The 14,258-nt window shown below is 72.4% G+C and carries 13 protein-coding genes; 9 read left to right on the forward strand and 4 right to left on the reverse strand.

What is annotated here, in order from left to right; all coding sequences use genetic code 11:
- Window positions 1–135: 135 nt before the first annotated feature.
- Window positions 136–1,278: an LLM class flavin-dependent oxidoreductase gene (locus ABZ794_RS28440; protein WP_210786247.1), complete on the forward strand. Its 1,143-nt coding sequence runs from the start codon at window positions 136–138 to the stop codon at window positions 1,276–1,278.
- Window positions 1,275–1,913 carry an FMN reductase gene (locus tag ABZ794_RS28445; RefSeq protein ID WP_210786246.1) on the forward strand — a complete coding sequence of 213 codons (639 nt, stop codon included), beginning with the start codon at window positions 1,275–1,277 and terminating at the stop codon, window positions 1,911–1,913. The genes ABZ794_RS28440 and ABZ794_RS28445 overlap by 4 nt, the downstream gene beginning before the upstream one ends.
- Here ABZ794_RS28445 and ABZ794_RS28450 read toward each other — a convergent pair.
- The 3 genes from ABZ794_RS28450 to ABZ794_RS28460 all read right to left on the reverse strand — a co-directional run bounded on the left by ABZ794_RS28450 (window position 1,906) and on the right by ABZ794_RS28460 (window position 6,456).
- Complete coding sequence (locus ABZ794_RS28450; RefSeq protein ID WP_210786245.1) at window positions 1,906–2,778, reverse strand: universal stress protein; 873 nt, start codon at window positions 2,776–2,778, stop codon at window positions 1,906–1,908. The two genes, ABZ794_RS28445 and ABZ794_RS28450, sit on opposite strands and share 8 nt — an antisense overlap.
- A gap of 102 nt (window positions 2,779–2,880) precedes the next feature.
- The gene (locus tag ABZ794_RS28455) at window positions 2,881–3,768 is read right to left on the reverse strand and encodes a universal stress protein (RefSeq protein WP_238690146.1); all 888 of its coding nucleotides are present in this window, start codon (window positions 3,766–3,768) and stop codon (window positions 2,881–2,883) included.
- Between the two features lie 96 nt (window positions 3,769–3,864).
- Window positions 3,865–6,456: a cation-transporting P-type ATPase gene (locus tag ABZ794_RS28460; RefSeq protein WP_357518419.1), complete on the reverse strand. Its 2,592-nt coding sequence runs from the start codon at window positions 6,454–6,456 to the stop codon at window positions 3,865–3,867.
- Window positions 6,457–6,642: 186 nt separating this feature from the next.
- On the opposite strand from ABZ794_RS28460, the gene ABZ794_RS28465 reads away from it, so the two are divergent.
- The 6 genes from ABZ794_RS28465 (at window position 6,643) to ABZ794_RS28490 (ending at window position 11,914) form a co-directional block, all read left to right on the forward strand.
- Window positions 6,643–7,092, forward strand: coding sequence for a cyclic nucleotide-binding domain-containing protein (locus ABZ794_RS28465; protein ID WP_357518421.1), 450 nt, complete (start codon window positions 6,643–6,645; stop codon window positions 7,090–7,092).
- Between the two features lie 54 nt (window positions 7,093–7,146).
- Complete coding sequence (locus ABZ794_RS28470) at window positions 7,147–7,650, forward strand: helix-turn-helix domain-containing protein (RefSeq protein WP_247670163.1); 504 nt, start codon at window positions 7,147–7,149, stop codon at window positions 7,648–7,650.
- Window positions 7,651–7,700: 50 nt separating this feature from the next.
- Window positions 7,701–9,176, forward strand: coding sequence for a serine hydrolase domain-containing protein (locus ABZ794_RS28475; protein ID WP_357518423.1), 1,476 nt, complete (start codon window positions 7,701–7,703; stop codon window positions 9,174–9,176).
- A gap of 46 nt (window positions 9,177–9,222) precedes the next feature.
- Complete coding sequence (locus tag ABZ794_RS28480) at window positions 9,223–9,723, forward strand: GNAT family N-acetyltransferase (RefSeq protein ID WP_210786241.1); 501 nt, start codon at window positions 9,223–9,225, stop codon at window positions 9,721–9,723.
- Window positions 9,724–9,732: 9 nt separating this feature from the next.
- Window positions 9,733–10,374 carry a YgjV family protein gene (locus ABZ794_RS28485; protein ID WP_210786240.1) on the forward strand — a complete coding sequence of 214 codons (642 nt, stop codon included), beginning with the start codon at window positions 9,733–9,735 and terminating at the stop codon, window positions 10,372–10,374.
- A 202-nt stretch (window positions 10,375–10,576) separates the two neighbouring features.
- The gene (locus ABZ794_RS28490; RefSeq protein ID WP_357518426.1) at window positions 10,577–11,914 is read left to right on the forward strand and encodes a hemolysin family protein; all 1,338 of its coding nucleotides are present in this window, start codon (window positions 10,577–10,579) and stop codon (window positions 11,912–11,914) included.
- A gap of 22 nt (window positions 11,915–11,936) precedes the next feature.
- Here ABZ794_RS28490 and ABZ794_RS28495 read toward each other — a convergent pair whose 3' ends face one another.
- Window positions 11,937–12,326: a PaaI family thioesterase gene (locus ABZ794_RS28495; RefSeq protein WP_210786238.1), complete on the reverse strand. Its 390-nt coding sequence runs from the start codon at window positions 12,324–12,326 to the stop codon at window positions 11,937–11,939.
- A 99-nt stretch (window positions 12,327–12,425) separates the two neighbouring features.
- Between ABZ794_RS28495 and tyrS the strand changes: the two genes are divergently transcribed.
- Complete coding sequence (gene tyrS / locus ABZ794_RS28500) at window positions 12,426–13,718, forward strand: tyrosine--tRNA ligase (RefSeq protein ID WP_357518434.1); 1,293 nt, start codon at window positions 12,426–12,428, stop codon at window positions 13,716–13,718.
- Window positions 13,719–14,258: the final 540 nt, after the last annotated feature.

Here is a 14,258-nt window from a genome sequence, read left to right on the forward strand (position 1 = left end):
ACCCGATGTCCGGTTACGGGGGTGACCGGCGCCACTGCCAGGCGTCCCGCCCACGGAATAGTTGCGTCGTCAAATAAGTTGAGAGCTGCGTCCGGGTACCACGACGGCACCCGGTTGACACGCGAGGAGCTGGTCATGCAGTTCGGAATCTTCACCGTCGGTGACGTCACTGTCGATCCGACCACCGGTCGGGAGCCGACCGAGCATGAGCGGATCAAGGCGATGGTCGCGATCGCGCTCAAGGCCGAAGAGGTCGGCCTGGACGTCTTCGCCACCGGCGAGCACCACAACCCGCCGTTCGTGCCGTCGTCACCGACCACCATGCTCGGCTACATCGCCGCGCGCACCGAGCGGCTGCTGCTGTCCACCGCCACCACGCTGATCACCACAAACGACCCGGTGAAGATCGCCGAGGACTACGCGATGCTCCAGCACCTCTCCGGCGGCCGGGTGGACCTCATGATGGGCCGCGGCAACACCGGCCCGGTCTACCCGTGGTTCGGCAAGGACATCCGCGCCGGCATCCCCCTGGCCATCGAGAACTACGACCTGCTGCGCCGGCTGTGGCGCGAGGACGTGGTCGACTGGAAGGGCAAGTACCGGACCCCGTTGCAGTCGTTCACCTCGACGCCGCGCCCGCTCGACGGCGTGCCCCCGTTCGTCTGGCACGGCTCGATCCGCAGCCCGGAGATCGCCGAGCAGGCCGCCTACTACGGCGACGGTTTCTTCGCCAACCACATCTTCTGGCCCAAGGAGCACACCCAGCGGATGATCGCGCTCTACCGCCAGCGGTACGCGCACTACGGCCACGGCTCCGCCGACCAGGCCATCGTCGGCCTCGGTGGGCAGGTGTTCATGCGCCGCAACTCGCAGGACGCGGTCCGGGAGTTCCGGCCCTACTTCGACAACGCCCCGGTCTACGGGCACGGGCCGTCGCTGGAGGAGTTCAGCCGGGAGACCCCGCTGACAGTGGGCAGCCCGCAGCAGGTCATCGACCGCACGCTCGGCTTCCGGGAGTACGTCGGCGACTACCAGCGGCAGCTTTTCCTGATGGACCACGCCGGGTTGCCGCTGAAGACAGTGCTGGAGCAGCTCGACCTGCTCGGCGAGGAGGTCGTGCCGGTGCTGCGCAAGGAGTTCGCCGCGCTGCGTCCGGCGCACGTGCCGGCGGCGCCGACGCACGCCTCGCTGGTCGCCGCCGCGGGCGGTGCCAAGGACAGCACCGTGCACGCCGTCGACGACGTGACGGGCAAGGCTCCGGAGGGGGCGACCCGATGACCCACCGCACCCTGGCCGTCGTCTCGGCGGGGTTGAGTCAGCCCTCGTCGACCCGGCTGCTCGCCGACCAGCTCGCCGCGGCCACCCGCGACGAGTTGGTCCGGCGCGGCTCCGAAGTGGAGCTGCGCGTCGTCGACCTGCGCGAGTACGCCCACGACGTGGTGAACAACATGCTCACCGGGTTCGCGCCGGCCGCGCTGCGCGAGGTCGTCGACATGGTGACCGGGGCGGACGGGCTCATCGCCGTCACCCCGATCTTCAGCGCCTCGTACAACGGGCTGTTCAAGTCCTTCTTCGACGTGTTGGATTCCGAGTCGCTCGTCGACCGGCCGGTGCTGATCGGCGCGACCGGCGGCACCGCCCGGCACTCGTTGGCACTGGAGCACGCCGTCCGCCCGATGTTCGCCTACCTTCGGTCGGTGGTCGTCCCGACTGCGGTCTTCGCCGCCCCGGAGGACTGGTCCGACGGCACCGCCGATGGCGCGTTGCGTGCTCGGATCCGGCGCGCCGCCGGGGAGTTGGCCGACCAGATCGAGCGCCGGCCACCGGCCACCGGGCCGGCCGACCCGTTCGCCCTCACCACCGACTTCCTGCAGATGCTCGGCCGAGGCGACGGCGGAGCGCCGGTCAGCTGACCGGGTGGGCGACCAGCACCGGGCAGTGCGCGTGCTGGATCGCCGCCTGGCTGACCGACCCGAGCAACAGACCGGCGAACCCGGCCCGGCCCCGGGTGCCCACGACCAGCAGCGACGCCGTGCCGCTGGCCTCGATGAGCCCCTGGGCCGCGCCGGCCGCCCGGACCGGATGCTCCCGCACCACCAGGTCGGGGTGTTCGGCGCGCACCACGGCGGAGGCGTCGGCCAGGAGTCGCACCGCCTCGGCCTGGTACGCGGCCTGTGACTCCTCGATCTCCTCCGGCACCGTCCGGTCCCCGTCCGCAGGACCGACGTGCACCAGCACCAGCGGCACGTCCCGCAGCGCCGCCTCGTCGGCGCCCAGGCCCACGGCGAGCCGGGACGACTCGGACCCGTCCACGCCGACCAGCACCGGGCCGTCCACCGGGATCGGCTGCTCGTCCGGGCGAACCACCAGCACCGGGCAGTGCGCGTGCGCGGTCACCTGCGCGCCGACCGAGCCGAGCAACAGCCCGGTGAACCCGCCCAGGCCCCGGCTGCCCACCACGACCAGCTCCGCCCGGCGGGACTCCTCGATCATGGTGGCCCCCGGGCCCCCGAGGACCTGACGCACCTCGACGGCGAGGCCGGGCCACCGGCCGGTCAGCTCGGCCGCCGTGCGCTCCAACATCTGCTGCGCCTCCTCGGAGGGCGCCGGCACCCCGAGGTCGTACGGGTTGAGTGGCACGCCGTACCCGGACGGATGCAGGTAGCCGTGCACCAGGAGCAGCGGTCGGGACCGCAGCACGGCGGCCCGCGCCGCGTGTTCGGCGGCGACGAGGCTGGACGGCGATCCGTCCACGCCCACCACGACAGGTCGGTTCATCGGCGCTCCCTGGGTCGGTCAGGTCATTGTCGACCTCGTACCCGCGCCGCGCCGCCGGACGCGCCGGCCGATAGGTGGCCGGCGCGTTCGGCGGTACGGCGTTCAGGCGTCCCGGCGGTGCCGGACGATCGCCAGCGGGCTGTGCGAGTGGTGCAGCACCGCGTGGCTCACCGAGCCGAGCAGAGCACCGGCGAGGGCGCCCCGGCCGTGTGCTCCGACCACGGTGAGCTGCGCGGTGGCGGACTGCTGCACCAGCACCCGCGCCGCCGCGCCGTACGCCACACACTGGCGGACCGGCACCTCGGGGTACCGCTGCGACCAGCCGGCCAGAGATTCGGCGAGCACCCGCTTCTCGTCGGCGGCCAGCGCGTCGACGTCGTACACCAACGGCAGGATGTCGCCGGGGCCGGTCGGCGTGGGGGTGAGCCAGGCGTGCACGGCCACCAGGTCGGTGCCGCGCAGCGCGGCCTCCTCGAAGGCGAATGCCAGTGCCTCCGTGGACAGGGCCGAGCCGTCGACGCCGACCAGCACCGGGCCGTCGGCGCGCGCCTCACCCTTGACCACCAGCACCGGGCACTCGGCGCGGGCGGAGACCTGCACGGCCACCGAGCCGATCAGCAGCTCGGCGAAACCTCCCAGGCCCCGACTGCCGAGCACCAGCAGCGCCGCGTCCCGGGACTCGCCCAGAAGCACCGGCGTGGCCGCGCCGTCGATCACCGCGCCGGTGACGGCGAGTTCCGGCGCGGTCTTGCCGGCCTCGGTCACCGCCTCGGCGACGGTCAGCTCAGCCTGGTTGCGGAGCCCGGCGTCGACGGGAGCGCCAGGCCCCGGAATCAGCGGTACGTCGTAGAGCGGCCAGATGAACGCGTGCACCACCCGCAGGGGGCGCTGTCGCACCGTCGCTTCCTGGGCGGCGACCCGCACCGCCTCCAGCGCCGAGGTCGAGCCGTCCACCGCCACCACCACGGGAGCACCGGATCTGCTGGTCATCATGTCCTCCTTCATCCGTCTTCATCCTCGTGCGAGGTTGGCCCGGCGGTCAGGGGCGTACGACAACGATCGGAGGGCCGTTGGTCCCGTCATTCGTCACGCCGTGTCAGCGTCATGGCGGGACGAGGCCAGCGACGGCCGGCGACGGGCCAGCCGCAGCGCCAGCCCGGGCACGACGCTGACCGCCGCGCAGGCCAGCAGCACGCTCGGCCCGAGCGGGTCGGTGCCGAGCAGCTCCCGCAGCGGAGCGAACAGCACCCCACCGACCTGGAGCAGCGCCGACGCCGCCACCGCGACGAGGAGGCCGGGGTTGCCGTGTCGGGCTCCAGGCAGCCGGGGCGCTCGGACCGCCAGCGCCACACCGAGCTGGGCCAGCCCGAGCACCACGAAGACCACCGACTGCCACGGCAGGCCCCGGTGTGCGGCGAACACGCCGGCGCCGAGCACCACGGCGGCGATCAGTGCGCCGGTGACCAGGACGTCCCGACCCAGCCCGGCGCCGAGCACCGACTCCTGGGGCGAGCGCGGCGCGCGGCGCAGGACGCCGAGTTCGGCCGGCTCGGCACCGAGCGCCACACCGGGCACACCGTGGGTCAGCAGGTTGACCCAGAGGATCTGGGCGGGCAGCAGCGGTACGGCCAACCCGAAGAGCGGGCCGATCAGCATCACCATGATCTCGGCCACCCCGCCGGCGAGGGCGTATCGCAGGAACCGGCGGATGTTGTCGTAGATCCGGCGGCCCTCGCCGATCGCGGCGGCAACAGTGGACAGCTCGTCGTCGACCAGCACCAGGTCAGCGGCCTGCCGGGCGACCTCGGTGCCGCTACCCATGGCCACCCCGATGTCGGCGCGCCGCAGCGCCGGGGCGTCGTTCACCCCGTCACCGGTCATCGCCACCACCTCGCCACGGGCCTGCAGGCCGGCGATGATGTCGAGCTTCTGTTCCGGCTGGGTCCGGGCGAAGACCCGGGTGTCCGGGTGCGCCGCTTGGTCGTCATCGCCGCTGCCGAGGGGGTCGCCAGCGCGCCAGAGGCCGAGCTGACCCCCGATCGCCGCGGCCGTGGCCGGGTGGTCTCCGGTGATCAGCAGCAGCCGTACGCCGGCGGTGTCGAAGCTGTCGGCGATCTCCGGGGCGCCGACGCGCAGCGGGTCACCGACGGCGACCAGCCCCACCGGACGCAGCCCGGTGGGTGCGGCGAGGTTGGGCATCCGGTCCACCAGGGCGGCCGCGACGGCGAGAACCCGCAACCCTTCGGCCGCCAGCCGATGGGCGGTGCTGGTCAGTTCGGTGATCTCCTCGGCGCTGGCGTCCAGCAGGGGCGCGCCGAGGATGCTCTCCGGTGCGCCCTTGCAGACCACCAGGTAACGCTGGTCGCAGGAGCGGTGCACGGTGATCATCCGGCGTTGTGCCTGGTCGAATGGGTGCTCAGCGATCCGGGGCCAGGCGGCGCGGGTGGTCTGTGGGTCGAGACCGCACCGGGCCGCGAAGGCGACCAGCGCCGCTTCCAGGGGATCACCGACAGCCGCCCAGTCGGATCGTTCGTCATCCGGGGGTGACAGGGCGGCGTCGTTGCAGAGCAGCCCGGCGCGCGCCAGTCGGCGCAGCCTCTCCGGTACGGCCACCGCCGCGCCGTCCCGGTGCACCGTGCCGTACGGGGCGTATCCGGTGCCGGTGATTCCATATCGGGCACCGTCGGACGTGACCACCTGCTGCACCGCCATCCGCCCCTCGGTGAGGGTGCCGGTCTTGTCGGAGGCGATCACCGTCACCGAGCCGAGTGTCTCGACCGCGTGCAGTTGGCGCGGGATGGCGTGCGCGGCGGCCATCCGGCGCGCGCCGAGTGCGAGGGCCAGGGTCACCACGGCCGGCAGCGACTCGGGCACCGCCGCGACCACCAGGCTCACCGCTGTGATCGCCATGTCCACCACCGGGCGGCCACCGACCACGCCGATGGCGAACACCAGCCCGGACAGGGCCACGGCGACCAACCCGAGCACCCGACCCAGGGCGGAGAGCCGGCGCTGCAGTGGTGTGGTGGTGGGACGGGTACCCGCCACCAGTGCGCTGATCCGGCCCAGGGCGCTCACTGCTCCCGTGCGGAGCACGGTGCCGGCTGCCCGTCCCGTGGTGACGACCGTCCCGGCCAACGCCTCCTCGCCGGGGGTACGCCCCACCGTCACCGACTCACCGGTCAGCGCGGACTCGTCCAGGTGCAGCCGGCTCGCCTCGATCAGCAGCAGGTCGGCCGGGACGATGTCGCCGGCCTCGACGCGGACCAGGTCGCCGTGGACGAGGTCGGCGGCGGGCACCGCCAGTTCCCGGCCGTCGCGCACCACCCGGGCGGCGGGCGCGGCGAGCCGGTCCAGAGCGGCGATCGCGCGATCGGCGCGTACCTCCTGCACGACCCCGATGACGGTGTTCACCAGCACGACCAGGACGATCACCGCGGTGTCCGGGTAGTCGCCGAGCACTGTGGTGACGGCCGCCGCGGCAAGCAGAAGTGCCACCAGCGGGTCGGTGAGCTGGTGCAGGACCCGTACGGCCAGGTGTTGGCGGGGTGGTGGGGCGACCGTGTTGGGGCCGGTGGACCGCAGCCGGGCGGCGGCCTCGGCCGCGTCGAGCCCGACCGGCACGGCCAGGTCGACGGGGTCCTCCAGGATCCCGCCTCGTCCTCCGGTCGTCGTCACCCGCGACCTCCCCGTCTTGTGCGCGTGTCGTCGGCACGCCGTCTCGTCCCACCATCCGGCTGTGCGAGCGCGCCGGGCAGAGGCGTTGCGCCCATGCGGCCCGGGACCAACGGCCCTCGCGCCGCGTATCCGGGAGGGGGTCGGAGGGGTAAGGGCCGGCAGCGGCCGCGACGGAAGGACGGCACCATGACCCCGTTGGACGTGCTCCGGGAGCACCCTTTCCTGACCGGGCTGCCGCCGGAGTGCCTGCCGAGGCTCACCGGGTATGCCCGACCGGTGGTCTGGCACCCCGGCCACCGGGTGTTTCGCGCCGGTCAGCCGGCCGAACGGTTCTGGCTGCTCTCCGGCGGCGCGGTGGCCCTGGACTTTCCGGTGCCCGGCCGGGGCGATATCGGGATCGAGACGATCGGCGCGGGCGGGGTGCTCGGCTGGTCCTGGATCTTTCCGCCGTACCGGTGGCAGTTCGGGGCGGTCGCGGTGCGCCGTACCACAACGGTCGAGTTCAGCGCCGAGGGAGTGCGGCGGCTGATCGAATCCGACGACGCCCTCGGGCGGCAGCTCACCCTCCGGCTCATGGCCGTGGTCGTCGACCGTCTCCAGGCATCGCGGGGCCGGTTGCTGGAGCTGTACGGCTAGTCACGGATGTCGCTCCGCCTTGCACGGAAGTACGTAACTTCGTAATATCGACGTATGAGCACGATGGAGGAGCGGCTTGCCGCACTGGAGGCGCAGGTCGCCACCCTGACCGAGCGGTTGACGGTCGCACCGCCGACGCCGCCCGCTCCCGAGGGCGCCTTCTGGGCGCTCGACGGCCTCAAGCAACGACTGCCGGTCGATGGCACAGGCGCGGTCGTCTACACCGGCACCGTCCGCGTCGCCGACCAGCACTACGACTGGCAGTACGGCCGCACCGTCGACGACCTGCTCGCCGCCGACTGGACGGAGCTGGCCGGCACCCTCTCCGCGTTGGCCCATCCGGTGCGGCTGCGGCTACTGCGGGAGATCATCGGCGGCCGGCAGAGCACCAGCGAGCTGGCCGAGATCGAGGAGTTGGGCACCACCGGCCAACTGCACCACCACCTGCGCCAGATCACCGCCGCCGGTTGGCTGCGCAGCGCCGGCCGAGGTCGGTACGCGGTCCCCGCCGAACGCGTGGTGCCGCTGCTGGCCATCCTCACCGCCGCCGGCCGCTGACCAGACGCGGCTCGGCCGCCCATCCGACGACCCCCCACGGAGGAACCACCATGCGCCGGACGACCGTCACCGCCTTCGTCGTCGCGCTGATCGCCGGCCTGGTCGGGGTGGCGCTGATGCCCCAGGTGCCCCGACTCGACGCGCAGACCACCGGCGATCGCGACCTGGCCGCTGCCGCCCGGTCGGCCACGCCCGACCCGTCGGGGCTCCGCGGGCTCGCCGTCGCCCTGGTCGAGAACGGCCGGATCCGCACCGCCGGCCTGGGCGACCGGGACCTCGCCGGTCGGCCCGTCGAGCCTGGCACCCCGTTCGAGATCGGCTCGGTCACCAAGGCGCTCACCGGCATGCTCCTCGCCGACCAGGCCGCCGCCGGTGTCGTCGGCCCTGACGACCGACTCGGCGCCACCTGGCCCGAGGTCAGCGGCCCCGCCCGCGACGTCACGCTCGCCGAACTCGCCAGCCACCGCGCCGGCCTGCCCCGGCTGGCCCCCGGCTCCCCGCTGGGGTGGGCACGCATCCTCTGGTCCAACGTCTCCGGCGGAAACCTCTACGCCGGGCAGGGCGTCGACGCCATCCGCAGCGCCGCCGACCGGGTCAGCACCGATGACGACGAGCGCGGCGAGGTCCACTACTCCAACCTCGGGCCGTCAGTGCTCGGCCACGCGCTCGCCGCGAAGGCCGGCGTCGCGTACCCCGAGCTGCTGCACGACCGGCTGCTACGGCCGCTCGGCATGACGGCCACGGTCGTCGCCACCCGCGACGACGAGTTGCCGGCCGATCGCGCCCAGGGCAGCCGGGCCGGCGGCCGGCCGCTCGATCCGTGGGCGGGAGCGGGTTACGCGCCGGCCGGCGCCGGCCACTGGTCCACGGCGGAGGACCTCGGCCGGCTGTTCGCCGCGACCCTCGCCGGCACCGCACCAGGTGCCGACGCTGCCACCGCCCGCTTCCGCGAGGACGAGGACACCCGCATCGGGTACGGCTGGTTCACCACCCGGCACGGTGATCGCGAGGTGGTCTGGCACAACGGCGCTACCGGCGGGTTCCGGTCCTACGTCGGCCTCGAACGGGCCACCGGCCGGGCGGTGGTGGTGCTCGGCAACACCGACAAGGGCGTCGAGCCGATCGGGCTGCGGCTGCTCGGGGTGTCGCCGAAGGAGGCCGACTCGGCGACGTCGATGGTGCTGCCGTGGATCGGCGCCGGCCTCGCGGTCGTCCTCACCTTCCTCGGCGGCCTCTCCCTGCTCGGCACCGCCCGCCGTCGCCAATTGGACCAGGTGACGCTGCTGGCCGCGGCGGTCTGGGCGTTCGCCTATCTCGGGTTGGGGCACCGGATGGGGGACTGGTCGATGGTGCCGGCCTGGCTGTGGCCGCTCGGCGTCGGCCTGTCGGCGGCGGGGGTGGCCCTGGCGGCGACCCGGTGGCGGGCCCTGCCGGTGGTCGACGCGCGGGTGCCGTGGCGTCGCCTGCTGTCGGTGGCGAGCTCCCTGGGCGCCGCCGTGCTGGCGGTCGTAGCCGTCGCCGGCTGACGCCGCGCCGCGGCTTCGTGTCACAGCCGTTGCGTACCCTCGGCCGATGGCCTCCGATCTGCTGCTGCGCCCGGTCCGTGAGGACGACCTCGTCGAGTTCTTCCTGCACCAGCAGGACCCGGAGGCCAACCGGATGGCCGCGTTCGGCCCCAAGGACCCGTCCGACCGTCGGGAGTTCGCCGCACACTGGGCCCGGGTGCTCACCAACCCGGCGAACCTGGTCCGCACCGCCGAGGTCGACGGCGAGGTGGTCGGCTACGTGAGCGCCTGGCCGGCCGAGGGGCAGACCGAGGTCAGCTACTGGATCGACCCGGCACGCTGGGGTCGGGGCCACGCCACGGCGGCCCTGGCCGCCCTGCTGCGCGAGCTGCCCCGGCCGGTGCACGCCCGCGCCGCCAAGGACAACGCCGCCTCCCTCGCGGTGCTCCGCAAGTGCGGGTTCGTGGTGGTCGGTGCAGACTCGGGGTACGCCAACGGCCGCGGCGAAGACGTCGAAGAGTGGCTGCTGGAGCTGCCCGCCGACGGCCCTGACCTGGGCGGGCACTAGTCTCGCGGCGTGAACTGGTTGGATCTCGTCGGCTGGGCCGGCTCCGCGGTGCTGGTCTGGTCGCTGCTGCAGTCGCGCATCCTGCGGTTGCGGGCGCTCAACCTCGTCGGCTGCTTCGTGCTGATCGGCTACAACGCCGCGATCGAGGTCTGGCCCGGCGTCGGGCTCAACGTCGTGCTCGCGGTGATCAACATCTGGTACCTGCGCGGGATGCTCGCCACCCGGCACGACGAGAAGACCTACCAGGTGGTGGAGGTCGGCGTCGGCGACCAGTTCCTCGCGCACACGCTGCGGGTGCACGCCGCCGACATCGCCCGGTTCAACCCCGGCTTCCACTGGGACCCGGACGCGTCCGGGTGCTCGGCGTTCCTCGTGGTCACGGCCGACGAGGTGGTCGGTGTGGTCCTGTCGCACGCCGAGGCGCCCGGCGTCGCCCAGATCGACCTGGACTACGTGACCCCGAAGTTCCGTGACTTCACACCGGGCGAGTTCGTCTACCGGCGCAGCCACCTGTTCACCGAACGGGGCTTCCACCGGGTGGTCAGCCCGCCCCGGATGGTGGCCCCCTACTACCACCGGCTCGGCTTCCGCCCGGAGGGCGACTCGTACGTCCTCGACCTGCCGGCGTCACCGACGCCCCAGGCGGCCTAGCTCACCGACGCCCCAGCCGGCGTAGCGTCACCGTCGTCCGATTCGGCGTAGCCTCACCTCGCCCGATTCGGCGTAGCGTCGCCGGGGCAGGATTCGGCCGGCGCCGGACGGGGCAAAGACACGCCTACGCCGGGCGGGCTCGCCGACCGGCGGGTGCCGCGCGTAGCGGCCGGTGCCACCACCACGAGGGAGCGAACCGGGCGTGCAGAGCTACGGGAGCCAACTGGCCCTGGTCGGAGTCCTGGTCGTGATCAACGCGCTCTTCGCGGGCAGCGAGATGGCGTTGGTGTCGCTGCGAGACAGCCAGATCCAGCGGCTGGAGCGCACCAGCCGGGCCGGGCGGGTGCTGGCCCGGCTCGCCAAGGACCCGAATCGCTTCCTGGCCACCATCCAGATCGGCATCACCCTCGCCGGGTTCCTGGCCTCCGCCGCCGCGGCCGTGTCGCTGGCCAAACCCCTGGTACCGCTGCTCGGGATGTTCGGCGGCGCCGCCGAGACCGTGGCGATCGTGGCGGTCACCCTCGCGCTGACCTTCGTCACCCTGGTCTTCGGCGAGCTGGCGCCCAAGCGGATCGCCATGCAGTCCGCCGAGCGGTGGGCGTTGCTGGTGGCCCGCCCGCTCGACCTGCTGGCCAGCCTCACCCGGCCGGCCGTCTGGGCGCTCGGCGCCACCAGCGACGTGGTGGTCCGCCTGGTCGGGCTCAACCCCAAACACGAGCCGGAGGAGATCGGCCCGGACGAGCTGCGCGACATCGTCGCCGGCAACCACGGCTTCACCAAGGAGCAGCGCACCATCATCGCGGGCGCCGTGGAGATCGCCGACCGACGGTTGCGGGCTGTTCTCGTACCCCGGTTGCAGGTCTTCACGCTCGACAGCGGGACCACCGCGGAGGCCGCGCGGCTGGTCCTGGCCGCCACCGGGCACTCCCGGGCTCCGGTCGTGCGCCACGGCGGTCTGGACGACACGGCCGGAGTGATCCACCTGCGTGACCTGGTGGGTGTGCCCGACGACCGCCCGGTCGACGAGATCGCCCGACCGCCGATGCTGCTGCCCGACTCGCTACCGGTGGTGGACGCGCTGCGCCAGTTCAAGGCCGAGCGTCAGCACATCGCGCTCGTCGTGGACGAGCGCGGCGCCGTCGACGGCATCGTGACCCTGGAGGACATCCTCGAGGAGATCGTCGGCGAGATCTACGACGAGACCGACCGGGATGTGCGCTCGGTACGGCGCGACCCCGACGGTGCGCTGCTGCTGCCCGGCACCTTTCCGGTGCACGATCTGCCGGACATCGGCGTGGAGCTGCCGTCGCGCCCGGCCGGTGACTACACCACAGTCGCCGGGCTGGTGCTGGCTCGGCTCGGGCACATCCCGACCGTCGCCGGGGAGGACGTCACGCTGGACGGGTGGGTGCTGGTGGTGGCCGGCATCGACCACCGGGCGATCACCGAGGTACGGCTCAGCCGCGTACCCGATGAAGCTGACGGCGACGCCGACACCGACCAGGCCGCGGAGCCGATGCTGGACGAGGCCCGCAGCTGACCCGCCGGGCGAGTGCCGTCGCTCAGGCGGGCGAGAGGTTCTGCAGCCGGACCTGACCACGGGCGACCAGCCGCTCGTCGGCGTCGGTGACCTCCACCTGCCAGAGCTGCTGGCTGCGGCCCCGGTGCACCGGGGTGCCGACAGCCCTCAGCTCGCCGTCCCGGACGGCCCGCAGGAAATCGGTCTGGTTCGACACCCCGACCACAGTGCCCCGGTCGGCCAGCCAGAGGGAGCCACCCACGCTGGCGGCGGTCTCCACGACCGAGCAGTACACCCCGCCGTGCTGGATGCCGGACGGCTGGTGCAGCTCCGGGCGGACTCGCCAACTGATGACCACCCGGTCGGCGCTGGCCTCCTCGAACTTGAGGTCGAGCAGGGCGACGAGACCGCCCGTCAGATCCGGAATCTCCATGGCAAAGCCCTCCTCGATCAACGGGCGCAAGCCTAGCCGGGGCGGGTTGCGTCAAACCCGGTACGGGTTGGTGCCGGCGATGGGGGAGAATCGGTGACCGTGACCGACATCAGCCCTCCGCCGCCCGGGCGGGACTCCCTGACCGACGACCTGCTCTGGCGTGGCCTGATACAGGACTCGACCGGCCTCGACGAGCTGCGTGAGCTGCTCGACGGTGGGAAGTCCGCCACGTACTACGTGGGCTTCGACCCCACCGCGGCGAGCCTGCACGTCGGCTCGCTCATGCAGGTCACCATGGCCCGCCGGTTGCAACTCGCCGGCCACCGCCCGTTGCTGCTGGTGGGCGGGGCGACCGGGCAGATCGGTGACCCGAAGGAGAGCGCCGAGCGGACCCTCAACCCGCCCGACGTGATCGCCGGCTGGGTCGAGCGCATCCGTGACCAGCTGGCGCCGTTCGTGTCGTACTCCGGCGAGAACGCGGCCCAGTTGGTCAACAACCTGGAGTGGACCGGCGAGATGTCGATCGTCGAGTTCCTCCGCGACGTGGGCAAGCACTTCCCGGTGAACAAGATGCTCGCGCGGGAGGTGGTGCGCGCCCGCCTGGAGACCGGCATCAGCTTCACCGAGTTCAGCTACCAGCTCTTGCAGGCCAACGACTTCTTCGAGCTGCACCGCCGGCACGGCTGTCAGCTCCAGTTCGGCGGCTCCGATCAGTGGGGCAACATCACCGCGGGCGTCGACTACGTCCGCCGGCGGGGCGCGGGGCCGGTGCAGGCGTTCACCACGCCGCTCGTCACCAAGTCCGACGGCACGAAGTTCGGCAAGACCGAGGGCGGCACCGTCTGGCTAGACCCCACGATGACCAGCCCGTACGCGTTCTACCAGTTCTGGCTCAACGTCGAGGACCAGGAGGTCGACCGCTACCTGCGGTACTTCAGCTTCCGCACCCGCGACGAGCTGGAGGAGCTGGCCAAGGCGACCGCCGAACGACCGGCGGCCCGCCTGGCGCAGCGGGCGCTCGCCGAGGAACTGACCACGCTGGTGCACGGTGCCGACGAGACCCGACAGGCGATCGCCGCCAGTCAGGCGCTCTTCGGCCGCGGCTCGCTGGACGAGTTGGCGCCGGAGACTTTGCGCGCGGCCCTGACCGAGGCGGGCCTCGTACGGCTCAGCGGCGAATTGCCGGATGTGGCGGGTCTGCTGCGGGATTCCGGTCTGGTGAGTGGCCTCAAGGAGGCTCGGCGGGTGATCGCCGAAGGCGGGGCCTACGTCAACAACAACCGGGTGACCGCTGTGGACGCCAGGGTGTCGCCGGCCGACCTGCTGCACGGGCGATACCTGGTGCTGCGCCGGGGGAAGCGTTCGTTCGCGGGCGTTGAGCTGGGTGAATAGCCACCTGTCGACGATGTGACGGGGGACGCGTCCGGCGGATTTGACGATCATCCCGCCGGACGCGTAACTTTCTCTCTGCCAGCGCGGAACGGACGAAACAGACGAAAGTCTGAAGCGGCCGGAGCGCCGGCCAACGGCCTGGGGGGTCGGGTGGGCACGCCCACCGGAACCCCGACCGGGAGGTGCCGCCAGAAACGCCGCGAGGCGGATTTGGCGCCGCGAAACCGACCGGGTATGGTTACGAACCGGCAGGGCACCGGGCGGGTCGCGAGAAATCGCGACGGCCGGCCTGCCGAATCCATGACGAGAGCGGCGCAAGCCGGTTGCGACATGGTGCCCGCGTTATCGGGTTGAAGCATGACGGACCGCGAAATATCGGTTTGACACGGCGGAAACGAGCGGGTAACGTAGTAAAAGTGCCTGGCGCTGAAAGCGCCGGGTGTGAGAGCGGGAATTAGCCCCGGTTGGGGTTCCACTGTGGTGGGGCTTCTGGTCGGTGTGTGGTTGTTCTTTGAGAACTCAACAGGGTGCTTGTAAAGC

Origin of the sequence: Micromonospora sp. NPDC047187, from assembly GCF_040643355.1 — a bacterium.
GTDB lineage: Bacteria > Actinomycetota > Actinomycetes > Mycobacteriales > Micromonosporaceae > Micromonospora > Micromonospora salmantinae.